The sequence below is a fragment of the Pedobacter hartonius genome (genome assembly GCF_900107535.1).
Classification (GTDB): domain Bacteria; phylum Bacteroidota; class Bacteroidia; order Sphingobacteriales; family Sphingobacteriaceae; genus Pedobacter; species Pedobacter hartonius.
In genome coordinates this window covers 291,475-314,791 of sequence record NZ_FNRA01000002.1, presented here as the reverse complement: position 1 = coordinate 314,791, position 23,317 = coordinate 291,475, and the positions used below count along the sequence as shown (strand labels likewise).

24 protein-coding genes are annotated in these 23,317 nt (G+C 42.0%); 20 read left to right on the top strand and 4 right to left on the bottom strand.

Annotation, left to right across the window (positions count from 1 at the left end):
- The first annotated feature begins 6 nt into the window (after positions 1 to 6).
- The 17 genes from nrfD to BLW16_RS04820 all read left to right on the top strand — a co-directional run bounded on the left by nrfD (position 7) and on the right by BLW16_RS04820 (position 14,499).
- The gene (gene nrfD / locus BLW16_RS04900; protein ID WP_090555449.1) at positions 7 to 1,479 is read left to right on the top strand and encodes an NrfD/PsrC family molybdoenzyme membrane anchor subunit; all 1,473 of its coding nucleotides are present in this window, start codon (positions 7 to 9) and stop codon (positions 1,477 to 1,479) included.
- Between the two features lie 2 nt (positions 1,480 to 1,481).
- Positions 1,482 to 2,018, top strand: a complete 537-nt coding sequence (locus BLW16_RS04895) for a DUF3341 domain-containing protein (protein WP_090555448.1) — start codon at positions 1,482 to 1,484, stop codon at positions 2,016 to 2,018.
- Entirely contained in the window at positions 2,011 to 2,595 is a 585-nt protein-coding gene (locus tag BLW16_RS04890; RefSeq protein ID WP_245735126.1) for a c-type cytochrome, read from the top strand. Before BLW16_RS04895 ends, BLW16_RS04890 begins: the two co-directional genes overlap by 8 nt.
- A 14-nt stretch (positions 2,596 to 2,609) precedes the next feature.
- Positions 2,610 to 3,827 (top strand): quinol:cytochrome C oxidoreductase, encoded by a 1,218-nt coding sequence (locus BLW16_RS04885; RefSeq protein WP_090555446.1) that lies wholly within the window; start codon positions 2,610 to 2,612, stop codon positions 3,825 to 3,827.
- Positions 3,828 to 3,893: 66 nt separating this feature from the next.
- Entirely contained in the window at positions 3,894 to 5,159 is a 1,266-nt protein-coding gene (locus tag BLW16_RS04880) for a cytochrome c oxidase subunit II (protein ID WP_090555445.1), read from the top strand.
- A 20-nt stretch (positions 5,160 to 5,179) separates the two neighbouring features.
- Entirely contained in the window at positions 5,180 to 7,078 is a 1,899-nt protein-coding gene (locus tag BLW16_RS04875; protein ID WP_175470478.1) for a cytochrome c oxidase subunit I, read from the top strand.
- 88 nt (positions 7,079 to 7,166) lie between these two features.
- The gene (locus tag BLW16_RS04870; protein ID WP_090555443.1) at positions 7,167 to 8,225 is read left to right on the top strand and encodes a COX15/CtaA family protein; all 1,059 of its coding nucleotides are present in this window, start codon (positions 7,167 to 7,169) and stop codon (positions 8,223 to 8,225) included.
- A gap of 17 nt (positions 8,226 to 8,242) precedes the next feature.
- Complete coding sequence (gene cyoE, locus BLW16_RS04865) at positions 8,243 to 9,145, top strand: heme o synthase (protein ID WP_090555442.1); 903 nt, start codon at positions 8,243 to 8,245, stop codon at positions 9,143 to 9,145.
- Positions 9,146 to 9,155: 10 nt separating this feature from the next.
- On the top strand, positions 9,156 to 9,746 hold the full coding sequence (locus tag BLW16_RS04860; RefSeq protein WP_090555441.1) for a cytochrome c oxidase subunit 3: 591 nt from the start codon (positions 9,156 to 9,158) through the stop codon (positions 9,744 to 9,746).
- A gap of 30 nt (positions 9,747 to 9,776) precedes the next feature.
- Positions 9,777 to 10,484 carry a cytochrome c oxidase subunit 3 gene (locus tag BLW16_RS04855; RefSeq protein ID WP_090555440.1) on the top strand — a complete coding sequence of 236 codons (708 nt, stop codon included), beginning with the start codon at positions 9,777 to 9,779 and terminating at the stop codon, positions 10,482 to 10,484.
- Between the two features lie 18 nt (positions 10,485 to 10,502).
- A complete protein-coding gene (locus tag BLW16_RS04850; protein ID WP_090555439.1) occupies positions 10,503 to 10,862 on the top strand; it encodes a cytochrome C oxidase subunit IV family protein in 360 nt (119 codons plus the stop codon).
- Complete coding sequence (locus BLW16_RS04845; RefSeq protein ID WP_090555438.1) at positions 10,859 to 11,572, top strand: SCO family protein; 714 nt, start codon at positions 10,859 to 10,861, stop codon at positions 11,570 to 11,572. Before BLW16_RS04850 ends, BLW16_RS04845 begins: the two co-directional genes overlap by 4 nt.
- A gap of 48 nt (positions 11,573 to 11,620) precedes the next feature.
- On the top strand, positions 11,621 to 12,193 hold the full coding sequence (locus BLW16_RS04840; protein WP_090555437.1) for a DUF420 domain-containing protein: 573 nt from the start codon (positions 11,621 to 11,623) through the stop codon (positions 12,191 to 12,193).
- Positions 12,194 to 12,338: 145 nt separating this feature from the next.
- Complete coding sequence (locus BLW16_RS04835; protein ID WP_090555436.1) at positions 12,339 to 12,590, top strand: hypothetical protein; 252 nt, start codon at positions 12,339 to 12,341, stop codon at positions 12,588 to 12,590.
- Between the two features lie 12 nt (positions 12,591 to 12,602).
- Positions 12,603 to 13,001, top strand: coding sequence for a DUF983 domain-containing protein (locus BLW16_RS04830; RefSeq protein WP_090555435.1), 399 nt, complete (start codon positions 12,603 to 12,605; stop codon positions 12,999 to 13,001).
- Positions 12,998 to 13,654: a DUF2461 domain-containing protein gene (locus tag BLW16_RS04825; protein ID WP_090555434.1), complete on the top strand. Its 657-nt coding sequence runs from the start codon at positions 12,998 to 13,000 to the stop codon at positions 13,652 to 13,654. Before BLW16_RS04830 ends, BLW16_RS04825 begins: the two co-directional genes overlap by 4 nt.
- 2 nt (positions 13,655 to 13,656) lie before the next feature.
- Complete coding sequence (locus tag BLW16_RS04820) at positions 13,657 to 14,499, top strand: OmpA/MotB family protein (protein WP_090555433.1); 843 nt, start codon at positions 13,657 to 13,659, stop codon at positions 14,497 to 14,499.
- 370 nt (positions 14,500 to 14,869) lie between these two features.
- Here BLW16_RS04820 and rfbC read toward each other — a convergent pair whose 3' ends face one another.
- From rfbC to BLW16_RS04805, 3 genes are read right to left on the bottom strand one after another with little or no spacing between them, the layout of a single operon-like run.
- The gene (rfbC, locus tag BLW16_RS04815; protein WP_090555432.1) at positions 14,870 to 15,424 is read right to left on the bottom strand and encodes a dTDP-4-dehydrorhamnose 3,5-epimerase; all 555 of its coding nucleotides are present in this window, start codon (positions 15,422 to 15,424) and stop codon (positions 14,870 to 14,872) included.
- 4 nt (positions 15,425 to 15,428) lie between these two features.
- Positions 15,429 to 15,731, bottom strand: coding sequence for a DUF4286 family protein (locus tag BLW16_RS04810; RefSeq protein WP_090555431.1), 303 nt, complete (start codon positions 15,729 to 15,731; stop codon positions 15,429 to 15,431).
- Between the two features lie 16 nt (positions 15,732 to 15,747).
- Positions 15,748 to 17,556, bottom strand: a complete 1,809-nt coding sequence (locus BLW16_RS04805) for a tetratricopeptide repeat protein (protein ID WP_090555430.1) — start codon at positions 17,554 to 17,556, stop codon at positions 15,748 to 15,750.
- 188 nt (positions 17,557 to 17,744) lie between these two features.
- Here BLW16_RS04805 and BLW16_RS04800 point away from each other — a divergent pair, with 188 nt between their 5' ends.
- From BLW16_RS04800 to BLW16_RS04790, 3 genes are read left to right on the top strand one after another with little or no spacing between them, the layout of a single operon-like run.
- Positions 17,745 to 19,637: a S9 family peptidase gene (locus BLW16_RS04800; RefSeq protein ID WP_090555669.1), complete on the top strand. Its 1,893-nt coding sequence runs from the start codon at positions 17,745 to 17,747 to the stop codon at positions 19,635 to 19,637.
- A 13-nt stretch (positions 19,638 to 19,650) separates the two neighbouring features.
- A complete protein-coding gene (locus BLW16_RS04795; RefSeq protein ID WP_090555429.1) occupies positions 19,651 to 21,321 on the top strand; it encodes a sensor histidine kinase in 1,671 nt (556 codons plus the stop codon).
- A gap of 4 nt (positions 21,322 to 21,325) precedes the next feature.
- A complete protein-coding gene (locus BLW16_RS04790; RefSeq protein WP_090555428.1) occupies positions 21,326 to 22,015 on the top strand; it encodes a response regulator transcription factor in 690 nt (229 codons plus the stop codon).
- Positions 22,016 to 22,055: 40 nt separating this feature from the next.
- On the opposite strand, the gene BLW16_RS04785 is transcribed toward BLW16_RS04790, so the two are convergent.
- Entirely contained in the window at positions 22,056 to 23,309 is a 1,254-nt protein-coding gene (locus BLW16_RS04785) for a metallophosphoesterase (protein WP_090555427.1), read from the bottom strand.
- Positions 23,310 to 23,317: the final 8 nt, after the last annotated feature.

Below are 23,317 nucleotides of genomic sequence, written 5' to 3'. Positions count from 1 at the left end.
TACATTATGTCAGGACATAACGAATCAATATTAAGAGAACCACTGATCACCGGACAGGATATCACGTATGCTCAGATTACGAGCGATATTTTAGATCCGGTTGAAAATAAGCCTAATAAGGCCTGGTGGATAGGTTTTATCTTGGCTCTTTGCGGAGCTACCTTATGGCTGGTAGCTGTAAGTTATACTTTCTGGAACGGTATCGGATCCTGGGGGTTAAATAAAACCGTAGGATGGGCATGGGATATCACCGGTTTCGTATGGTGGGTAGGTATTGGTCACGCCGGGACACTGATCTCAGCTGTACTTTTGCTCTTCCGTCAGAACTGGAGGAACTCCATCAACAGATCAGCGGAAGCGATGACAATTTTCGCCGTAATCTGTGCCGCAACATATGTTGTATCCCACATGGGAAGACCATGGTTAGCGTATTGGGTCTTACCTTTACCCAATCAGTTCGGTTCACTATGGGTTAACTTTAACTCACCGCTGGTTTGGGATATGTTTGCGATCTCTACTTACTTCTCTGTATCACTGTTATTCTGGTACACAGGTTTACTTCCTGATATCGCTACTATCCGTGACCGTGCTACAGGATTACGCCGCAAGATCTATTCTATCTTCTCTTTCGGATGGAGTGGTAACGTAAAAACATGGCAGCGTTTTGAGACCGTGTCCCTGATCCTTGCCGGTATTTCAACACCACTTGTACTTTCTGTACACACGATTGTATCAATGGACTTTGCTACTTCGGTTATTCCGGGATGGCACACGACGATTTTCCCTCCGTACTTTGTTGCGGGTGCGATCTTCTCCGGTTTCGCCATGGTGTTAACCTTATTACTGGTTGCACGTAAGGTATTGGGACTGGAAAACTACATCACCATGTTCCACATTGAATCGATGAATAAGATCATCATTTTAACAGGATCGATTGTAGGTGTGGCTTATATCACTGAATTCTTCATCGCCTGGTATTCAGGTTCTGAATATGAGGCTTATGCATTCGTTAACCGTTCAACCGGTCCTTACTGGTGGGCATACTGGATGATGATGACCTGTAACGTAATTTCTCCACAGCTGCTCTGGTTTAAAAAGATCCGTCTGAGCATTCCTGCAACGTGGATCCTGTCTATCGTGGTAAACATCGGTATGTGGTTTGAGCGTTTTGTAATTATCGTGACTTCACTTCACCGTGATTACCTTCCGTCAAGCTGGGCGATGTTCTATCCTACATGGGTAGACGTGAGTGTCTTTGTAGGTTCAATCGGGGTATTCTTTACGTTATTCCTGTTGTTCTTAAGGGTACTGCCTTCGATCGCGATTGCGGAGGTTAAGTTATTGCTTAAATCATCGAGTGAGCAGGCCAAAATGGCCCAGATCAAAGATGGTCACCTGGACAAAGTTCACGTTAAAGAATACGTGGAATCTTTAGAGAAATTTGATAGTGTTAAACAAGAAGAATACGCAAAAATATAACAATGAGTAATATCAAATATATTTTAGGCAGTTTTGGCGATCCTGACGAAATGATGCACGGCATTGAAAAGTTACAGGAGAACAACATTAAGATCTATGATGTTTATACGCCTATGCCCATCCACGGCATCGAAGCCAAATTAGGAATTAAAAGATCCAGACTGGATATCCTCGCATTTTTCTGCGGGATAACCGGTACAGCGTCAGCGTTTGCGCTGATCTATCTTACCTCGGTAGTAGACTGGAGAAATAATATTGGTGGTAAGCCTGCCTTTGCATTGCCGGATTTTATTCCGATCATGTTTGAGCTTACCATTTTGTTTACAGCATTTGGTTTAGTATTGTCTTATTATGCATCAACCCACCTTTTCCCCGGAAGAGCACCAAGAGTGATGGACTTAAGAGCTACTGATGATAGATTTATTATCGCTGTTGATGCACAACAAAATGCTGAACACAGTAAAATTGATGGATTATTAAAAGACGCTGGTGCTATAGAAGTTAAGCATAATGAAAGGAAGTATATTAGCTATGAATAAGAATAAAATAGTTCTGGCCTCATTTGTTGTTCTTACGGTTGTTACATCGCTGTCAGCATGCAGGGATAAAGAGAGCAGAGGTTTAGAGTATGCAAGGAACATGTATGACAACATTGCTTATAAGCCGAACAGGGCCAATAAGAATTTTGCCGACGGACTGACCAACCAGACTCCTCCTCCGAATACTGATCCGATAGGATTTGTAAAATATGAATATGCAAATACCAAAGAAGGATATGAAGCAGCTGGTTTGAACCTTAAAAACCCATTGCCAAAATCTCCACAGAATTTGTTATCAGGCAAACATTACTTCACGGTTTTCTGCGCTCCATGTCATGGTGATCAGGGCGATGGTAAAGGACACCTGGTTCAGATTGAAAAATTCACTGGTGTTCCGGCTTATCATGGTGACGCAGCATCATCACGTGGTGGACTGATGAAGGACCTTTCTGAAGGAAAGATCTATCATACCATCATGTATGGTTTAAATAACATGGGTTCGCATGCTTCACAACTTACTCCTGATCAAAGGTGGAAAGTAGTGATGTATGTTCAACAATTACAACAAATACAATAGAAAAGCAGATATAAATGGGAACTCACAATTATAATTTAACTGAGCAGTTTGAGTTTACAGGAAAGGCTAAAACTTTAAGTATAGTCGGTATCTTAATCGGTCTCGCATGTATAGCTTACGGTTTTTCTGATCATGAACTTCATGAGCGGACATTCGGCAACCTGTTATTAATGGCATATTACTTTGCTTGTGTATGTATGTCGGGCACATTCTTTTTAGCTGTTCAGTTTGTCGCACAGGCTGGATGGTCAGCATCCATACTGCGTGTACCTCAGGCTATGGCAAAAACACTGCCTATCGCAGTAGTGATCCTGATCGCGGTGATCGGTGCGGGTCTGTATACACACAACCTGTATCACCACTGGCATGCAGATGGTTTAACCGACCCTAACAGCCCGAACTATGATAAACTGATCGATGGCAAATCTGCTTTCCTGAATGTTCCCTTCTTTATGGGACGCCAGGTGATATTCCTCGGAATTTATAGCATATTCTCTATGTTGCTGACCAAGTTGTCTAACAATGAAGATCTGGAAGGCGGTTTAAATTCTTACACTAAAAGTTTTAAATACTCTTGTATATTTTTAGTGATCTACGGATTCACTACACCAATATTTGCTTTTGATACAGTGATGTCATTGGAAGCACACTGGTTCTCTACCATGTTCGGATGGTATAACTTCGCTGCAATGTGGGTAAGCAGTCTGGCAACAATGGCCGTGATCATCATCCTGCTGAGGAAAGCTGGTTACATGCAATGGGTGAATAACAGCCACCTTCATAACCTGGGACAGTTTATCTTCGGATTCTCCATTTTCTGGACTTATGTATGGTTTGCTCAATTTATGTTGATCTATTATGCTAACATGCCGGAAGAAACTGTGTATTTTTACAAACGATTTGAATTTTATAAGTTCTGGTTCTTCCTTAATCTTGTAATGAACTTCTTGTCACCGGTACTGTTGCTGATGGACCGTGATAATAAAAGGAAAGAAAACATCCTGCTGGTTGTATCTATCATTGTACTTTGTGGTCACTGGGTTGATTATTACCAGATGATCATGCCGGGTACGGTTGAAGACGGAACCAATGGATTCGGAATTATTGAAATAGGAACAGCTATTGGTTTTATAGGCTTGTTTACCTTTACAGTATTGACTGCATTAAGTAAGAAACCATTAATTGCAAAGAATCACCCTCTTTTGCAGGAGAGCTTGAATCACCATTTGTAATTGGTTGGGTTAGAGAGTATATAAATTAATAGTATAGTAGAAGTACATCGTACTACTTTTAAGAAAATGAGTTTAAGAAAATTTATAAGCAATAAGACAATGGCGGCCCTTGCAGTACTCGTTACTGTGTTTGCAAATACCAGCGCATTTGCACAGGAAGCAGCCGCCGGCGCCGCTACAGCCGCCCCGAAACCGATTGATATGTTTCCGATCTATAAATCGGTTGCTTTTTATGCCATGTTATTTTTACTGCTTTGTTTATTTATAGCAATAGTAGGAAAAGCAATCAGGGTATATGAACTGACACGTGAAGCGCAGGATAAACCTGACAGTATCAACTGGAACACTGTTAACGGTATTATATTCGTCCTTTTCTTAATTGCTGGTTTAGCAGGTGTTTATTTCGAATATACTGTTCACGGAAATATGATCCTTCCTGATGCAGCTTCTGAGCACGGTAAAAAGATCGACTCGATGTTTAACATCACACTGATCCTGACCACCATTGTATTCATCGGAACGCATATCACATTATTCCTTTTTTCTTTCTACTACAGAAACTCAGGAAAAAGAAAAGCTTATTATTACCCGCACAACAATGCTTTGGAGCGTATCTGGACAATTGTTCCTGCATTGGTGCTTACCGTATTGGTACTGATGGGCTTTTTAACATGGAGATCTATCTTTTATAAAGTAGATGATCCTAACAACAAGCCCCTGAGTATTGAGATCACTTCTCAGCAATTCCTGTGGACGATCCGTTATCCTGGTGCTGATGGTGTAGTTGGTTTGAAAAATTATAAACTGATTACAGGAACCAACGGTCTGGGTATGGATTTTAAAGACAAAAACAACCTTGACGATCAGAACGCTGATGAGATGGTTATTCCTGTGAACAAACCGGTAAGACTAATCCTGACCAGTAAGGATGTTGTACATAGTTTTTATATGCCACACTTCAGGGTTCAGCTGAATACTGTTCCGGGCATGACCTCATATTTTGAATTTACACCGACCATCACTACTGCTGATATGCAGACCAAGGTAAATGACCCGGCGTTTAAATTCCTTTTTTATTGCTCAAAAATTTGCGGATCTGGGCACTACAATATGCAGAAGGTTGTTAGAGTTGTTTCTCAGGCGGAGTACGATGCCTGGATAGTTAAACAACCTAAGTTTATTAATAACGATTTGAGAAAACAATTCAATTTGCCAATCGTACCTGAACCAGCGGCGGGAGCAGCACCAGCATCGGCACCTGCTGATAGCACAGCTACACCTGCAAAGGACTCGTCTGCTGTAGCAATGAATAAACCGGCTTTAAAAAAATAATTATACTGGAATAGCGCATTATGTCAACTATAACATTACACGATACACATAACAACGGGCACCATGACGATCACGATCATGGTCACCACGAACAATCTTTTATAACGAAGTACGTATTTAGCCAGGATCACAAGATGATCGCTAAACAGTTTTTAATAACTGGTATCGTTATGGCTGTTATTGCAATGGGATTGTCTATCTTATTCCGTATTCAGCTGGCCTGGCCGGACAAAAGTTTCCCTATTCTGGAAACATTTCTTGGAAAATGGGCAGAAGGCGGAAGGATCAAACCTGATTTTTATCTTGCCCTCGTAACGATACATGGTACGATCATGGTATTCTTTGTATTGACTGCAGGATTAAGCGGTACGTTCAGTAACTTACTGATACCGCTTCAGCTCGGAGTACGTGATATGGCCTCGCCATTCATGAATATGCTTTCTTACTGGTTCTTCTTTACTGCCTGTATCATTATGATGAGTTCATTCTTCATCCAGACAGGGCCTGCAAGTGCCGGATGGACGATTTACCCTCCACTGTCTGCTTTACCCAAAGCGATCTCCGGATCAGGGCTGGGAATGACGTTGTGGCTGGCAAGTATGGTATTGTTCGTTGTTTCGCAGCTGATGGGCGGTATCAACTATGTAAGTACTGTTTTAAACATGCGTACCAAAGGTATGGACCTTTGGAAAATGCCTTTAACGATCTGGGCTTTCTTCCTGACTGCAATACTGGGTGTGTTATCTTTCCCTGTTCTGGTAGCAGGTGTGGTACTATTGATCTTTGACCGTAGTTTTGGAACAAGTTTCTATTTATCTGATATTGTAATGGGTAGCCAGGTGTTACCAAATGAAGGTGGTTCCCCAATCTTATGGGAGCATTTATTCTGGTTCCTGGGTCACCCTGAGGTTTATATTGTAATTATGCCTGCCCTGGGTATTTCATCAGAGGTGATCTCTGTGAATTCAAGAAAGCCAATTTTCGGTTACCATGCGATGGTTTACTCATTGATTGGTATTACGGTTCTGTCATTTATTGTATGGGGTCACCATATGTTCGTGACAGGGATGAATCCGCTGCTGGGTGGTGTGTTTATGATCACAACACTGATTATTGCGGTTCCTTCGGCTGTTAAAACTTTCAACTATCTGGCTACACTGTGGCGCGGTAACATCAGGTTCACTCCTGCGATGTTATGTGCGATCGGTATGGTTTCATTCTTTATTTCAGGTGGTTTAACCGGTATCTTCCTGGGTAATGCTTCACTGGATATCAACTTGCATGATACGTATTTCGTAGTGGCCCACTTCCACCTTGTAATGGGATCGGCTGCTATCTTTGGTATGCTTGCAGGTGTTTATCACTGGTATCCGAAAATGTTCGGAAGAATGATGAATGCCAAACTGGGATACCTGCACTTCTGGGTTACCTTTGTATGTGCTTACCTGGTGTTCTTCCCGCTGCACTTCTTAGGACTTGATGGTGTGCCAAGACGTTATTATGCCTTCACCGAATTTGAGTTCATGCAAAAATGGGTGACAGTAAACATATTTGTAACCTGGTCTGCAATTGTTGCAGCACTGGCTCAGGTAGCCTTCCTGTTTAACTTCTTCTATTCGATTTTCTTCGGTAAAAAAGCTACACAGAATCCATGGGAAGCCAACACACTGGAGTGGACTACACCTGTTGAGCATATTCACGGTAACTGGCCGGGAGAAATTCCTACAGTACACCGCTGGCCATATGATTACAGTAAGCCAGGTGCTGAGGAAGACTTTATCCCTCAAACGGTTCCTTATTCTGAGACCATGCTTTCGAACATGCCGCACGATTTTGAAGGTAACGCTGAATCTGAGCGTATCCAGAGAGAGTGGGATGCAAAGAATGCCCCTGAAAAAGCTGACGTGCATTTTCACTAAAATCGTTCTTTACAATATACAATGAGGTTACCTGCCCTGAGTATATACTTAGATCAGTAACCTCATTTTTTTTAACATAAATATACTAATGGTTCCTAAATCTGAACATAGATTTATCCGGCTAAACCTGATTACAATTATCGTGACGTTAGTGCTCATCCTTGCGGGTGGCGTAGTACGGAGCACCGGTTCTGGTATGGGTTGCCCGGATTGGCCTAAATGTTTTGATCAGTATATTCCCCCGACTTCTGTTGATCAGCTGCCAAAGGATTATAAGGAGAAGTATGTGGCCGGGAGGCTGAAGAAAAATGAACGTTTTGCCAGGCTGCTGGATAAGATGGGAAAGAGTGACGTAGCGGATAGTATCCGTCATGATCAGTCGATCACTGTACCTGAAACATTTAATGTAGCGAAGACCTACACTGAATATATCAACAGGCTTACCGGTGCGGCTACAGGATTCTTATTACTGGCGCTGACAGTGATGTCTTTTGTGTACCGTAAAAAGGCGAAGAGAGTGATCATATTAAGTATTGTTAACCTGTTTGTGGTAGGATTTCAGGGCTGGTTAGGTTCTATCGTGGTATCTACAAACCTGCTGGCCTGGATAGTCACACTTCACATGCTGCTCGCCCTCCTGATTCTGGCGATCCTGGTGTACACGTATTATTATACCCATACGCTATACAAACAGGATACTGTGATCATGTCAAAGGTGATCTGGCTGAAGGTGTTGATTGTTGTGGCCATTGTGCTTAGCGTAATGCAGATCACATTGGGTACGGAAGTAAGGGAGGCTATTGATGCCCTGTCCAGGAAGCTGCTTTACCAGGAGCGCCAGACCTGGGTTAACGGAACAGGGAAAGTGTTCTCCTGGCACCGCGATCTCGCGATCTTTGTAGCGGTGGTCAATGTGTTCATTTACCAGATCGTGATGAACAGGTTTGGTGGTAAGGCAACGGAGCTGAGACTGGGAAACTCAATAGTGCTGGTTTTACTTATACAGATTGCAAGTGGACTATTATTGTCTAACTTTGCAATGCCGCCTTTCGCTCAGGTTATACATTTAGTGTTCTCAACAGTCTTGTTTACCCTCCAGTTTTATCTTTACCTGTTGGTTTACAGAACAAATACTTATAATCAGTAATATTAAATACATAAGAATTGAAGTTATTTTTCTCAGATCTATCTAAACTCATCAAATTCAGGCTTACTTTCCTGGTTGTTTTCTCTGCATCAATTACTTTTTTAATTGGTTCAAGGATGCAGGTGGCGCGCGGAGAGATTCCGGGTATTGACTGGGGGAACTGGGGTATCCTGGTGGCCGGTGGCTTTTTGGTTACCGCTGCTGCCAATTGTTTTAACGAGATCATTGAAGTTGACCTGGATAAATTAATGACCCGCACGATGGACCGACCCATGCCTGCCGGAAGGATGACTACCGGACAGGGTTTGGTGATGGGACTGATCATGGGAATGCTGGGCACCTGGTTATTGGGTAAGCTGAACCTGGAGACCGGGCTATTGTCTGTTTTTTCCATTTTATTATATGCATTTGTATATACTCCTTTAAAAAGAAAATCACCTATAGCAGTATTTGTAGGGGCTATACCGGGAGCATTGCCTCCGCTGATCGGATATCTGGCAGCACTGGGGCATACACGTCACTTTCTCCCGGTTGATTATGAAATTGCAGGGATATTGTTCCTGATTCAGTTTGTATGGCAGTTCCCTCACTTCTGGGCGATAGCCTGGGTGCTGGATGATGATTATAAAAAGGCAGGCTTCAGGTTACTGCCGACAAAGGAAAGAGATAAGATCAGTGCAGGCTTTGTCTTTCTGAGTACATTGATTTTGATTCCTGTCAGTTTACTGCCAACTATTTACAATTTTGGCGGTTATTACATCGCAGGATTTTCTGTCATAGCAGGTCTTGTATTTGCATGGCTGGCATTTAAACTTTTGGTAAAACAGGATATTGGGAGCGCACGTAAGGTGATGTTCTGTTCGTTCTTTTATATACCACTGGTGCAGTTGATTTTGTTGTTTGATTTTATAGGTAAATAAAGTTTTTAATATGGTACATACATTAAACCAGGGAGAGCTGGAGCCAGAAGTTCCACCTTCATTGAAAGCCAAAAAGTTTATACTTTGGCTGTTTGTGGTTTCCTCAACAATCATGTTCGGGGGATTTACAAGTTATTATATTGTGTTTGCGGCATCAAAAGGTAAAGGGCATGGATTAGTGCTTCCTGACGTCTTTATGTACAGTACAGCGGTGCTGGTATTGAGCAGTATCTGTTTGTTCTTTGCAGCTAAGGCCGTGCGTAATCAGAATGTTCAGTCACAGAAAGTATTTCTCTGGCTTACGCTGATCCTCGGTGTAACATTTGCTTATCTTCAGGTAGGCGCCTGGTCTGCCCTGTATCAGACAGGAGCAACGCTGGTGAACAACAATGCTGCAATTTCTTTGATCTACATCGTTTCCGGTATGCACCTGCTGCATATTTTTGCCGGTCTTTGTTTCATTTCTATCAGCCTTTTCGGCGCTTATAGCAATGTCCCGGTACAAAAAGCGGTATACCGCATAGAAATAGCTTCTATATTTTGGCATTTTATAGATATATTATGGATATATCTCTATGTTTTTTTACTTTTGAACAGTTAGACTTTTTAACAAACTATTACAATTTTCAAAATGGATTCATTATCACAATTAGATCAGGTAAAGACTACTCCATGGAGTGGCGGCCGTTCACCATGGTCGATAGAATATGGAAAACTAATGATGTGGTTTTTCTTGCTATCTGATGCGTTTACCTTCTCTTCGCTATTAGTTTATTACGGAGCGCAACGTTTTTCAAAAACTACCTGGCCCAATCCGGATCTGGTATTCCAGTCTATTCCCGGTATTAAGGATTCAGGTGCACCGCTTGTGTTTGTAGGTATCATGACCTTTATCCTGATCATGAGTTCGGTAACTATGGTCTTGGCCGTTGAGGCTGGTCACAGACGTGCTAAAAGTCAGGTTGTGGGCTGGATGATCGCTACGATCATCGGTGGATTTATGTTCCTTGGCTGTCAGGCTTTGGAATGGACTCACCTTCACCACGAAGGTTTCTGGTGGGGGTCTATTCCTGATGCAGAGAAATTACAGGAGTTCTTTACAGGACCCGTATCCAACGTTGCAGCACAGCAGTTTGCTAACTTGTTCTTCACGATCACAGGCTTCCACGGATTTCACGTTTTTAGTGGGGTTATCATCAATATCATCATTTTATGCATGACCATTAATGGTACTTTTGAAAAACGCGGACACTATCTGATGGTTGAAAAAGTAGGTCTTTACTGGCACTTTGTTGATTTGGTATGGGTATTCGTATTTACCTTCTTCTATTTAGTTTAATTTCCTTATAAATATATTATGTCTGAACAACACATACACACTACAGAAGAGCATGATCATGATGAGCATGCAGGCTTAAGTAAATCAAAGATCTGGCAGGTATTCTTTATTTTATTGGGAATAACTGTAGTTGAATTTATCATAGCACTGGTTATCTTGCCAAAGGAACTGGTTCCGCGTACCGCTGGTAACATCGCATATATTTTACTGACGTTATTGAAAGCGTATTACATTGTTGCTTTCTTTATGCACCTGAAGTTTGAGAAAACAGGTTTGAAATTGTCATTGGGTCTTGCATTCATTTTTATCATCTACTTTATTACCCTGATGTTAATTGAGGGCGGTTACCTGCACGTACATATGACACTTCATTCATGAAGCTTGCCCCAATAAAAAAAGTATTAATCCTGGTAGCCATTTTAGCGGTACCGGGATTTTTATATTATGAGCTTGTTCACCAGGGTAAAAACAGGTATAAACCATTACCTTTTTTTGGTCCTAAGGCTGTAGCGTCAACTTTCCATACTTTTCACGGAAAGAAGATCCCTGATACGATATATCATAAACTGCCCGACTTTAAATTTGTAAACCAGCTGGCAGATACCTTAGGCTGGAGCAATTACAGGGGAAGGATCATTGTACTGAACCTGTTCTATACCAAAGGAAATAATTATGCGGTTGAGTTTGCCAATAAAGCAATGGGCGCTTATCTGCAGAGTTATGGAACCAATGTGATGATCAGGCTGGTTGGACTAAGTATAGACCCGACTACAGACCGTCCGGCTGACTTAAAACCCTATGCAGCCAAACTGGGTGCCAAGGCCGGCAAATGGGATTTGCTGACCGGTGACAGTACTGCTGTTTACAACTGGATCAATAAGGGGCTGTTTGTTGATGCCCACCAGGAATTTGACAAAGGAGCGCGCAAGTTCATCTATAGCAACCTCTTTGTTTTGCTTGATCCTCAGCACCGTATCAGGGGATATTATGATGCAACAAACCAGGAAGCACTTTCCAAACTGAATGATGAGGTAAAGGTACTTGTTGCTGAAGAGTTACGTGCCAGGACAGCTAAAGATGGTGATTAGCTTCAACTAAGATTAACGGATGAGATTTCATCTATATAAAAGACACAAATGAATTTAAATGACAAATTTTTCCTGCGCCTGATCTGGATAGTGACGGCCATAGTCCTGGTTGTAGTAATTGTATTAAAAATAGTACCGCCACCTGCAACCAAACCTTCTTTTATTTATATACTGCCTCATTTAATCGGAGGTATCAATGCAGTCTGTTCGGTATTGCTTATTCTCTCGCTGATCTTTATTAAACGTAAAAATATCCAGGCACATAAGATCACCAATGTGATCACCTTTATACTGTCGGCTTTATTTCTTGTTTTCTACATTCTCTTCCACCTGTATGAGAAAGATACGCGGTATGGGGATATTGATCACAACGGAATTCTCTCTGCTGCTGAGCTGGCGCGCGTAGGGGCATCACGTATGATCTATTTCGTTATCCTGATCACCCATATTATGCTGGCCGTGATCGTCCTTCCGTTAATCCTGATCAGTTTTCTGCGGGGGTTCAGCATGCAGATCGAGCGTCACCGTAAGATCGTAAGATGGGCTTATCCTGTGTGGTTATATGTGGCGGTTACGGGTGTGATCGTTTACCTGATGATTGTTCCGTATTATAACTTTTAAAACCAGCTGAATAACCTTTTTACATAAGGCTTATGCAATTAGCATTTGCGTTATTCGTTTAATCAGTATATTTGTAGCACAACGATATGGTGTATTTGTCCTGATCTGAAGCAAACATCATCATCATTAAAATAATTTTAAGCAAATGAAAAAGGCCTTCTTGATAATCCTTCTCTTTATTGCCGTGTTCGCTGGTACAGGAATCACCAATGCATCTGCACAATGTGCGATGTGTACCATAAATGCAGAACAGGGAGTTAAAAATGGCAATACTCAGGCCAAGGGAATCAACTCCGGTGTACTTTACCTCATGGCTATTCCCTATCTGATGATAGCTGCCCTGGGTGTCTTATGGTATAAAAGGTACCGCAATGCGAATACCTCTAAAACTTCATAGCTTTCAGGAGCGATGGAGAAAACTTCGAAACTATACGCGATAGTTCATGGAAAGTGCCCTCATTGCCGCAGGGGCGATATTTTTACGGGTAGTTTATACGGCTTCGATATTCAGCACACGAATGAAACCTGTGGGCACTGCGGTCAGCGTTTTGAAATTGAACCGGGGTATTTTTATGCTGCAATGTATGTGAGCTATGCCATGAACGTAATACAAATGATCACTACTGGTATTGCTACCTATATTCTTTCCGGTGGCAATCTTGATTTTGATTCTTTGTGGCTCTATGTGGGAGTGATCTTTGGGATGAGCTTTATTCTTTCGCCTTTTAACTACCGTTACTCCCGCGTCATTTTATTACACTGGCTCTCGCCGAAAATTAGTTATAACGCCTATTACGATACACCATGATTAAGCGAGAAACACTGGCTTTTTTAACAGAAATAGTAGAGAATAATAACCGTGAATGGTTTGCCCAAAATAAAGACCGTTACGAAATAGCTAAGGCCGATGTACTCAGCTTTGTAGAAGAACTGATTCCGGTATTGTATGCCGTTGATTCTGAGTTCCCGATAGAAACCCAAGCAAAGAAGTGCCTGATGCGGATTTACAGGGATATCCGGTTCAGTAAGAACAAAAATCCCTATAAGAATAATTACGGTATCTCTTTTTCTGTAAAAAACAGCCATGGGCCGGAATATTATCTGCATCTGCAGCCGGGGAAATCGTACTTTGCAGCGGGATACTGGATGCCTGAAGCCCCCGATCTTAAAAACATCAGGGAGGAAATTGATTACAATACCTCCGAATTTCTGGAGATCATCAAAGCAGAGAATTTTGTGTCGCTGTTTACTTTGAGTAAAGAAGATACGTTAAAGAAGGCACCTAAGGGTTACGATCCGCAGCACCCTCAGATTGATCTGCTGAAGCTCAAGAGCTTTATTGCCACATTTCCCATCAGCGATGAAGAATTATTTACACCATCAATTGTTAACCATTTAAAAAAGGCCTTTGAGGGCATTTATCCCTTTGTTCAGTTTTTGAAAAGAGCCGTAGTACACTAATCATGAAGAGAATCATTTTGTTTTTGGCCATTGTTTTACTGGGCAGTGCATTTAGCTCCTGCGTTATCTTATCTCCAAAAAAATATAAGGCTTTACTGGCCAGACAGGACTCATTGAACAACGGCTGGTCTGAATCTCAGCTTTCTGGCGGAAACCTGGAGAAAACAGTAGCAAAGTTAAAACGGGATACGGCCGATCTGAACGGACGTTTAAATGAGCTTCAGGGTAAATACGATGCGATGAGCGGCAATTATAGCAAGTTAAAGAGTAATAGCTCAACGGCGATCAGCAAACTGTCTGATGACCTTAAAAAGCGGGAACAACGTTTGAAAGAAGTAGAGGATGTGTTACGCAAGCGTGATGAGGCTTCAAACAAGCTGAAAGAGAAATTGCAGGAGGCCCTGCTTGGTTTTACCAAGAGTGGCTTAACCGTAGAAATGAAGAACGGTAAGGTTTATGTATCGCTGACAGATAAACTGTTGTTCCCTTCAGGAAGTATCATCATTGATGAAAAAGGTAAACAAGCATTGTCACAACTGGCAAAAGTCTTAAAAGAACAGCCTGAGATCATCATTGCCGTTGAAGGACATACCGACTCGCAGAAGATTAATAACCTGGGACAGATTAAAGACAACTGGGACCTGAGTGTTTTGCGTTCTACTTCGGTGGTAAGGTTCCTGACGGAAACAGAAAAAGTACCTGGAATAAGGTTAACGGCAACCGGTAAAGGAGAGTTTCAGCCATTGGAAGCCAATACTACTCCTGATGGACGCAGCAAGAACAGGAGGATTGAAATTGTCCTGTCGCCCAAGCTGGATGAGCTGTATAATTTGATTAAACAATAGTTAAGGGAGATTTCCTGGCCTCGCTGAAAAAAATGCTTAGCTGTTTCAATGCTGCCTGCCGCTGAAGCGCGCCAGAAGGCATCGAAACAGCTAAGCATTTTTTTTAAGATCATCCGTAGCATGGAGCTTTAGGCATGGTTCAGACAGGAACGGAACCGATGTCAGGATAACTTGACAATTTGTCTTCGCGGCTGGTTAACACATTGGTTTAGGTCATCCCCCGAAAAATCTAATAAAATTCGGTTATAGGATATTCAGCCCTTGTCGTTCTTTCGCGAAACGAATCAATGCAGACTGAATACCCTATAACCGAATTTAAATTCAGATGATCCTTTACCATTGGAGAAAGGTCATCATTTTCGAAATAATATTAAAAAGGGCTTACAAAATCTTTAAAAGCAGGAAGAATCAAATCTTTATCTGATAACAGAAGGTCTTCCTTGCTGATATCTGCAACCCAGTTGATGTTCAGGTCCTGATCATTCCAAATCACACCTACTTCAGATTCTTTATCATAGTAGTTTGTCACTTTATAGGTGAAAATGGTGTCGTCTTCCAGCGTTAAAAAGCCATGCAGAAAGCCTGGCGGCACCCACAGTTGTTTATGGTTTTCGCCGCTAAGCTCAATGCTGAAGTGCTGGCCGTAGGTAGGGGATGCCTTTCTTGCGTCAACGGCAACGTCAAGTACGCTGCCCTGGATTACCCGAACGAGTTTACCCTGGGCAAAAGGATCTTTCTGTGCATGGAGGCCGCGTAATGTCCCTTTTTGAGAGAATGACTGGTTGTCCTGAACAAAATTGGCCTGGATACCGGCTTCGGTGAAGGCCCGGCCGCTAAAGCTTTCGTAAAAATAGCCGCGGTTATCTTTCCAAACCTTAGGTTCGATAATGAAAAGATCGGCAATAGGTGTCTGTATAAAATTCATATCATTAATCTATATATTCCATAAGGGTTCTGAAGGAAACGAATTTATCCCTGAATTTAGTATTTAAATCTTCCTGCAGAGCGGGCGCAAACAGTTGCTGGTAGGTATCGTAGTCTTCCATGGACTGAGTTACGTACTGAATGCAATATGTTACGCCTTCGTTAGGGGAGTCTACCACTTGCAATAGTCTGTTGGAAACAAACATTCCGGTGGCCATTACCTCCGGGATATGTTCTTCCTGCATCCAGTTAAGCCATGCTTCCGCAGAAGCATCTTCTATGATGATGGTCACGTTGTATAATAACATGAAACAAAGATATAAACTATGATTCAATATTATCCCCGCGAAGTTTCCTGAAATGTTTACGTGCTTCAGCTGTAAACATACTTCCCGGGAAATCCGTGATTAAGCGTTGATATAATATTTTAGCTTGTTCAGGTTCGTGCAGATGTTCTTCATACAATCCTGCAAGGATAAAGAGCGCATCGTCAGTCCAGATGTTTTGCTGAGGATGGGCAATCAATTCTTTTAGCAGGGCTGCTGATTTGTTAAAATCCCCGCTTTTCATATAAATCCGGGATTTAGCCATGAGAATATCATCGGCCAGCCTGTTTTGGGGATAAAGGACAGAAATGCTGTCAAGTTTATCCAGCGCTGCCTTTGAATTGTTCCTGAACTGCATTAGCTCAGCTGAAGCATAAAGTTTCAGCGCAAGTGTATCTGCAGCGGTTTCGAGGTGGTCAGAAATGAGCAGGCTAAGATTTAGTGCATCATTGGCAATGAGTTGTGTGGTGGAGGCCTTGAGTACATCGGCCTGCGACTTTGCATAGCTAAAGTTGCCCTGAAAAAAAGACAATCTTGCGGACCGGTATTTTGCCTCGTTTCCTATATTCTGATTTTCGTAATCTTTGGCCACCTGTCCATACACCAGGATCGCCTCCCAGGGTTGTCCGGTGAGGACATAGACATCACCCAGTTCCAGTTTCAGCTCTGCCATTTCTGCCGCTGAAATACCGGGTATCTTTACGGCCGTCTCCAGAGCTTCCTCTGCCTTTTCCAGATGATGAAGATAATAGGCCTCAATAGTGGCCAATTTTCTCATCGCAAAAAGGGTCCTGGAATTTTTACCATATTCATCTATGATAGCCTGATACTGACTGGCCAGTGCGACGACTTCCGCCTCGTTATTTTTACCAAGTAAAAGTGACTGGTACCGGGCGTCAACTGCAGCTAGTCTTGAAGGAAGGTAATATGGATTGTCTTTTCCTTTTGTTACCAGGTAATCGTAGGCTTTGATAGCAGTATCATATGCCTTATTGGAAGTAAATACCTGTGCGTTTTCAAACAGGGCGGTCCCATCGGCCCTGGTTCTTTTATCCTGCGCAATCAGTTGCCTCAACGCCATATCATATTCCTGCTGCTGCAGGTATTGCCAGATCAGCAGCCTGGTGTAGGATTCATTTTCGGGTTCTATCTGAATTTTTTTAAACAGTGTATTCTGAAGGTTCAGATAGTCAGAATTTCCTTCAAACACCGAAGAGAGAACGGTCTGTGCCTGGGGGAGCATCTGAGGCGTGGAGCCGAGCGCATTCAGGAACTCCTGGACAAGCATGGCCTTGTCTTTTTTATACCGGTACAGGCTTAAAAGTTCAAAGATGAAAGCTTGCTCGTTGCCCAGGGTTTTCCGGCCCTGCTGGAAAACCTTAATGGCGACATCATATTCTTCTATCTGGTAGAGATTATTCGCAATCTCCCGTATGACGGTCTCATCCTTAGGAAGATTACTGACAACATGATCAAATGTTTTGGCTGAATTTTCCTGCTGCCCTTCCTCTTTGTAGACTCTTCCAAGTGCAATTTCATACTTCAGGGAGGCAGGGTTTTGCCTGATTAATTTTTTGGTTACCTTCTCCGCTTCCGGGTATTGTTTTGATTTGAGGAGCGCATTAAAGTACAGGCCAAAATAAGCATCGTCTTTTGTCCTGGAAAAAAGACCTTCCAGTGCTTCTGCTGCTTTTTTATAGTTGCCCTCCTGATAATACTGCATAGCGGCCTCTTCATCATTACCGGTTTGGGCCAATACTAATGCGGGCAGTAAGAGTAAAACCAGGAACACAAAGTTTTTCTTCATGGCTTGCAGCTGCTAGGTTTACTAAATTAATAAAGATATCGCATTGTGCGTAGTTTAATTGTTACCTGCAATTATTTTCGGCATTCCCCAAATATCACTATTTTGGAATCCAGTTCGCTATATTGCTTAAAGTAACAATATTACTGTATTATCCAATGGACAGGCCGCGTTATGTATTTTTGTACGCTATGATCTTAAACAAAAGATATTTATTGCTTGTCTTAATTGTACTTTTTGCTGCTTGTAAGGAAAAGGAACAAGGAAGAATAATTCCCGTGGCCGATTTTTTTAAATCGCAGGACAAGGGGTTTTATGCAATATCTCCGGATGGTAAGAAGCTATCCTATCTCAAAACGGATGGTAAACGGCAGAATTTATATGTAGAGGACCTTACCTCCGGCAAATCACTTCAGATCACGCAGTTCGATGAAAAGAATATCAATTATTATTCCTGGGTAAGTAACGATGAACTAATTTATTATAAGGAGAAGGGCGGAGCGGAGCGGCTTTCAGATATTTTCATTATCAATAAAAATGGAGGGGAGGAACGTAAGCTCAGCGACAATGGGAAAAGCAGGATGCACGTTTTGAAAGACGAACTGATTGATGATAAATTTCTGCTTGTATCCTCCAATAAAAGAGATTCCACTGTTTTCGATGTGTACCGGTTGAATGTAAGAGATGGCCGGATGGACATGGCGGCAAAAAACCCCGGCAATATTACAGACTGGATCACGGATTCAAGGGGAAAGCTCCGGCTGGCAACATCCAGTGATGGTGTAAATGAAACGCTGCTGTACAGGGATACAGAAAGTAAAGTGTTTAAATCTGTCATCACCAATAATTTTAAAACAACGTTAAAACCGATAGCCATCTCCGATGACAGGCCTAACATTGTATATGCAATCTCCAATGTAAACAGGGATAAAAATGCACTTGTAGAGCTTGACTGCGTAACAGGGAAAGAACTTAAGATCCTGTTTAAAGATGATACGTTAAATGTTATAGATGCCCAGTACTCCGAATCAAAAAAGAGGATCTCTTTTGTGGTCTGTGAGACCTGGAAAAAGGAAAAGTATTACCTGGACAGTGCGGCCAGGCAATTGTATAAAAAACTGGATAAGTTACTCCCCGGTACAGAATCAAGGGTGATAAGCAGGGATAAGGCCGAAAGTATCTTTATTGTAAGGACTTTCACAGATAAGAATCCGGGCTCTTATTACCTCTATTTCGCTGATAAAGATATAATCAGGAAATTAAGCGACTTCAACCCCTATGTTAAAGAAGTAGAAATGTGCAAAATGAGGCCTGTAAGTTATGCTGCCCGTGATGGATTAAAGATTCAGGGTTACCTTACGCTGCCTTTAAACAAAGCACCTGAAAACCTGCCGGTAGTAGTGTTACCTCATAATGGGCCGGGACTGAGAAATTCATGGGGATACAACGCGGAAGTTCAGTTCCTGGCGAACAGGGGATATGCTGTTTTTCAGGTCAACTACCGGGGCTCTGCGGGTTACGGTAAATCATTTACTGCTGCAGGATTCGGACAGTGGGGAGGCAAGATCGGGAATGATATTGCAGATGGTGTGAAGTGGCTGATCGCTGAAAAAATAGCCAACCCCAGAAGAATAGCCATTTATGGTACAGGTTTTGGTGGGTATATTGCATTGAATAGCTTATATTCGAGTCCGGGAATGTTTGCATGCGGCGGATCTAACTCAGGAGTGATCAATTTATTCAGTTATTTAAAGGCTATTCCTCCATTTTTGAAGACGAATCTGCAGATGTACTATGAGATTATAGGAAACCCGGTTACAGAAGTTGATTATATGCGGCAGGCCTCTCCGGTTTTTCATGCAGACAAGTTTAAAGCGCCCGTATTTATTGCGCAAAGCCAGAAAGACGTTGTCAGTAATTCGGCGGAAGTGATACAATTTGTAAAAGAGCTGCAAAAGCGGAATGTAAAAGTAACTTACCTGGAAAAGGAATATAATGAATCTTCTACGCATGGTGAAGAAGTACGGCAAGAGTTATATGCTGGTCTGGAGCAGTTTTTATCCGCTAATCTGTCAAAGAAATAGATAAAAAGAACACATGGCATCAGAGAGATACAGTGGCTATCGTAAAAATTTTCTATTGATCCTGACCTTTATTGTTCTGATCTCTGCCTTATTTGTGCTTTCACTTTTCCTTGCCTATAACTTCAGTAAGAAATTCATTGAAAATGAGTTCGTATCAGAGAAAGTAAAGGTGCTGGAGGAAAGTATTAAACCCTATAATGAGTTTTTCACCAATAAAGTACCGGAAATATCATATTACAATGGTTATCTCGATTCTGCTACTACCGCTAAGTTTGTAGATACTGTCCTGAATGACTATCCTTTTGTTTCAAAGGTTGTCTTTTATGACTCTGAGATCAATAATTTCTATGTAAAGGACGGGTTGAATGCCCGTAAGCATTTCTCCTTTGGTCCAAAGAACATCTACCAGTTCGGAGACTTTGTGCCATTGGATTCCGTTAAGCTTTTTTCAAAGGAAAACACCAAGAACTTTACGATTGGTGACGATTTTAATGCTTTGGGCATAAAATTTATATCCTATATCGCAGCATTAGACACTGGTAAGGTGCCCAGTCAGGATGAGCTTTTTACGAATTTCAGTATTATCAGGTCTAACAAAATCACTTACCTGAACATTCCCCGGATAGAGGATCTTAAAGTATACAAGCAAATGCTGCACAGGCAGCTTAACCCCATGCCGGTTTACCAGCAGGACATGCTTTCTTTCTTTCTTGACCCATACAAGATCAGAATCATCAATACACGGAAGAAGTTATACCAGAATATACGGATAGAGCCGCTGACCTATGACCCGCTGAATACATCGACAGATTATGTAGCAACCGAGATCACACTGCCCGGCCCTTTCTCTGATTATAAATTATATTTTATTTCTGCAAAATCTTTTGTCGACCAGGAGATACTCAGCTATTTTCTGCCTATTGCATTGGTGATACTGGTGTTCTATGGCCTGCTGGTACTGGTAGCCTATCTGATTTACAGAAACTTGAATATCAACCATAAGATGTTTAAATTGCAGTATGATTTTGTGAATAACCTTACGCATGAATTTAAAACACCGGTGAGTGTGATTAAGATTGCAGGAAACAATATAAAAAGTGCAAATACGCTTACGGAGCGGGAACTTAAATTGTATGGTAAGATTCTGGATGAAGAGGCCGACAAGCTGAACGGACTGATGAATAAATTGCTTGCATTCACACAGATCGAGAACAAGGCGATCCAGCTGAACCGTGACGAGATTTATATTGAAGATTTTATAGAGAGTACCGTGGAGTCACATCAGCTGAAACACCCGGACTTTAATGTTACTTATGAGGTTTCAGGCTTCATTACCTTTATTACTGATCCTGTGTTATTGGGAAGCCTCTTTGATAATTTAGTGGAGAATGCCTATAAATATTCTCCACCAGAATTGAAGAGGCTGCATATATCGGCTAAACTGGTCAAAGGGAAAGTAATATTTCGGTTTATTGACCAGGGGATTGGTATTCCGACACCGGAAATTAATAATATATTTAAGAAGTTTTACCGCATACAGAACCAGTATAACCAGAATGGTAGTGTTGGGCTGGGACTGGCCTTTTGTAAGGAACTGGTGAATTTTATGAAGGGTGAGATCACGGTGAAAAGTAAAGTAAATAAAGGAACAGAATTTAAAATAGTACTGCCTTATAATAATTAAATATATGTCTAAAGGAATTAAAATACTAATAGTCGAAGACGATGAAAATTTAAGATTTTTAGTAGTGCACCGGTTAAAATCGGAAGGTTACGAGGTGCTGGAAAACGGTGATGGAGAACTTGCTGTGAAAACGATACTCGAAGAAAAACCTGATATCGTATTGCTGGACTGGATGCTTCCCGGCAAGCAGGGCTCTGCGGTATGCGAAGAAGTGCGTCAGAAGGGCTTTGAAAACCTGATCATCATGATGACTGCTAAGGCGCAGGATGTAGATAAGATAGATGCATATAATTTTGGGGTGTCAGACTATGTGGCAAAACCATTTAATATGGATGTTCTGGTTGCGATGCTGGAGAGCAAAGTTAAATTCCTGTTGAATAATGACAGATCTGAAATCCATCGTTTTGGCGATATGGAACATCATCCAAACATCCATACGCTTTACCGCAATGGAAGGAAAATTGAGCTGACCATACTGGAGAACAGGATCCTCCTGTATTTCCTGAGAAACCCCAATAAGGTGATCAACAGGGATGAACTGATGCTGGTAGTATGGGGATATAATTCTGATGTGAATACCCGCACACTGGATATGCATATTGTACGTTTAAGAAAGAAAATTGAACTGAACCCCGATAATCCACAGTTGTTGCAGACTGTAAGGGGGATAGGTTACCGTTTTAATGCGGGATAAATCTGTGAGGAAGAGACATAGTATATGGCCTTGCTGAGGGCTATATACTTACACCTCTCTTCAGGGTGAAAATTGTGATCTCAGGAAGAATTCCTACTCTTCCGGGGAAACCAAGAAAACCGTAACCTACGTTTACATAGAGCTGCTGCTCCCGTTCCTGGTAAAGGCCGGCCCATTCTTTATAAATATATTCTACAGGGCTCCATTGATATTTTTCAGTCCGGACACCAAACTGCATACCATGGGTATGCCCGCTAAACATCGCATCGATCTGCGGATATTTTGGCAGTACTTCGGCACGCCAGTGAGAGGGATCATGGGATAACAATAACTTCAGGGGCAGATCATCCGTATTTTTTGTGGCGAGATCCATTCTTCCGTATTTGGGAAAGCGTCCCATCCCCCAGTTCTCGATCCCCAATATTCCTATTTCTTCACCATCAACTTTTAACCGCCTGTGCTCATTCATCAGCAGATCCCATCCCATGAGCTCGTGTGTTTTAATTACACTCCTCAGATTTTTAGCCTTAGCTGCAGAGGGCTCCCTGCCAAAATGATAATCTCCGTAATCATGGTTTCCCAGCGAGGAAAAAACACCAAGCGGGGCCTTTACTTTAGTGAAGATATCCTGATAATCGCGCATCTCCGTTGCCATGTCATTCACAATATCGCCAGTGAAAAAGATGAAATCGGGTTTTTCGCCCAGCAGCATCTCCACACCGCCCCTCACGGCTTTTGGATTATAGAAACTTCCTGAATGGATATCTGAGATCTGACCGAGGGTAATCCCGTCAAATGCTGCAGGTAAATTCGGGAGTATTAATGTTTTACGCCTGACCTGGTAATCGTATGCACCTGAGACAATACCCCAGGTAAGAGAGGATATAGGCACTGCGGCAGCAATGATCCCTGCTTTAACGATAAACGCAGAACGACTGATTATCTCGCCGGAATTTTCCGCGGCCTGCGGTTCTTTTTTTAACTTCCTGAATATGAAAATCATCCCTCTCCGCAGATCGTCCGTCAGAAGGAACAATAACATGACCATTTTACTCGCTGTGATCAGGAAAAATGCAACCAGGATTACGGCACGTAAGGAGAGGAATATATTGGTGAATATACCGGCAAATATACCTGTGATGAGCAAAAGGCTTATCCCATAGTATATTTGTTTAAATCTGCGCCTCGTCTTTTCAGTCCGGTTCTTAAATACGGAGAGCGCAGCTTTAACAAAGTAATAATCGAATGCCAGAATTAAAAGGCATCCCGCGATAAGAAAGGGTAATCGGCCCATCTGTTAAT

What these genes read in the sequence shown, in the direction of transcription:
- BLW16_RS04875 (WP_175470478.1), top strand. Translation starts at nt 5,180, where the DNA reads ATGTCAACTATAACATTACACGATACACATAACAACGGGCACCATGAC.
- rfbC (WP_090555432.1), bottom strand. Translation starts at nt 15,424, where the DNA reads ATGAATTTTATACAGACACCTATTGCCGATCTTTTCATTATCGAACCT.
- BLW16_RS04795 (WP_090555429.1), top strand. Translation starts at nt 19,651, where the DNA reads ATGGCATCAGAGAGATACAGTGGCTATCGTAAAAATTTTCTATTGATC.
- BLW16_RS04835 (WP_090555436.1), top strand. Translation starts at nt 12,339, where the DNA reads ATGAAAAAGGCCTTCTTGATAATCCTTCTCTTTATTGCCGTGTTCGCT.
- BLW16_RS04805 (WP_090555430.1), bottom strand. Translation starts at nt 17,556, where the DNA reads ATGAAGAAAAACTTTGTGTTCCTGGTTTTACTCTTACTGCCCGCATTA.
- BLW16_RS04810 (WP_090555431.1), bottom strand. Translation starts at nt 15,731, where the DNA reads ATGTTATTATACAACGTGACCATCATCATAGAAGATGCTTCTGCGGAA.
- BLW16_RS04850 (WP_090555439.1), top strand. Translation starts at nt 10,503, where the DNA reads ATGTCTGAACAACACATACACACTACAGAAGAGCATGATCATGATGAG.
- BLW16_RS04825 (WP_090555434.1), top strand. Translation starts at nt 12,998, where the DNA reads ATGATTAAGCGAGAAACACTGGCTTTTTTAACAGAAATAGTAGAGAAT.
- BLW16_RS04840 (WP_090555437.1), top strand. Translation starts at nt 11,621, where the DNA reads ATGAATTTAAATGACAAATTTTTCCTGCGCCTGATCTGGATAGTGACG.
- BLW16_RS04880 (WP_090555445.1), top strand. Translation starts at nt 3,894, where the DNA reads ATGAGTTTAAGAAAATTTATAAGCAATAAGACAATGGCGGCCCTTGCA.
- BLW16_RS04820 (WP_090555433.1), top strand. Translation starts at nt 13,657, where the DNA reads ATGAAGAGAATCATTTTGTTTTTGGCCATTGTTTTACTGGGCAGTGCA.
- BLW16_RS04845 (WP_090555438.1), top strand. Translation starts at nt 10,859, where the DNA reads ATGAAGCTTGCCCCAATAAAAAAAGTATTAATCCTGGTAGCCATTTTA.
- nrfD (WP_090555449.1), top strand. Translation starts at nt 7, where the DNA reads ATGTCAGGACATAACGAATCAATATTAAGAGAACCACTGATCACCGGA.
- BLW16_RS04830 (WP_090555435.1), top strand. Translation starts at nt 12,603, where the DNA reads ATGGAGAAAACTTCGAAACTATACGCGATAGTTCATGGAAAGTGCCCT.
- BLW16_RS04890 (WP_245735126.1), top strand. Translation starts at nt 2,011, where the DNA reads ATGAATAAGAATAAAATAGTTCTGGCCTCATTTGTTGTTCTTACGGTT.
- BLW16_RS04860 (WP_090555441.1), top strand. Translation starts at nt 9,156, where the DNA reads ATGGTACATACATTAAACCAGGGAGAGCTGGAGCCAGAAGTTCCACCT.
- BLW16_RS04785 (WP_090555427.1), bottom strand. Translation starts at nt 23,309, where the DNA reads ATGGGCCGATTACCCTTTCTTATCGCGGGATGCCTTTTAATTCTGGCA.
- BLW16_RS04855 (WP_090555440.1), top strand. Translation starts at nt 9,777, where the DNA reads ATGGATTCATTATCACAATTAGATCAGGTAAAGACTACTCCATGGAGT.
- BLW16_RS04885 (WP_090555446.1), top strand. Translation starts at nt 2,610, where the DNA reads ATGGGAACTCACAATTATAATTTAACTGAGCAGTTTGAGTTTACAGGA.
- BLW16_RS04800 (WP_090555669.1), top strand. Translation starts at nt 17,745, where the DNA reads ATGATCTTAAACAAAAGATATTTATTGCTTGTCTTAATTGTACTTTTT.
- BLW16_RS04870 (WP_090555443.1), top strand. Translation starts at nt 7,167, where the DNA reads ATGGTTCCTAAATCTGAACATAGATTTATCCGGCTAAACCTGATTACA.
- BLW16_RS04790 (WP_090555428.1), top strand. Translation starts at nt 21,326, where the DNA reads ATGTCTAAAGGAATTAAAATACTAATAGTCGAAGACGATGAAAATTTA.
- BLW16_RS04895 (WP_090555448.1), top strand. Translation starts at nt 1,482, where the DNA reads ATGAGTAATATCAAATATATTTTAGGCAGTTTTGGCGATCCTGACGAA.